This is a genomic window from Enterobacter sp. 342, from assembly GCF_036663495.1.
GTDB lineage: Bacteria > Pseudomonadota > Gammaproteobacteria > Enterobacterales > Enterobacteriaceae > Enterobacter.
Window position 1 is genome coordinate 1 of record NZ_JAWUEI010000142.1, and the last position, 426, is coordinate 426.

The 426-nt window shown below is 52.8% G+C and carries 1 rRNA gene; it reads right to left on the bottom strand.

The annotated features are described in order from the left end of the window. Positions 1-20: 20 nt before the first annotated feature. A 16S ribosomal RNA gene (locus V6E55_RS25675) occupies positions 21-426 on the bottom strand; the annotation flags it as partial.

The window sequence follows — 426 nt, forward strand, 5'->3', positions numbered from 1 at the left end:
CAAAGGCAGGTTCTTTAAGGTAAGGAGGTGATCCAACCGCAGGTTCCCCTACGGTTACCTTGTTACGACTTCACCCCAGTCATGAATCACAAAGTGGTAAGCGCCCTCCCGAAGGTTAAGCTACCTACTTCTTTTGCAACCCACTCCCATGGTGTGACGGGCGGTGTGTACAAGGCCCGGGAACGTATTCACCGTAGCATTCTGATCTACGATTACTAGCGATTCCGACTTCATGGAGTCGAGTTGCAGACTCCAATCCGGACTACGACGCACTTTATGAGGTCCGCTTGCTCTCGCGAGGTCGCTTCTCTTTGTATGCGCCATTGTAGCACGTGTGTAGCCCTACTCGTAAGGGCCATGATGACTTGACGTCATCCCCACCTTCCTCCAGTTTATCACTGGCAGTCTCCTTTGAGTTCCCGGCCG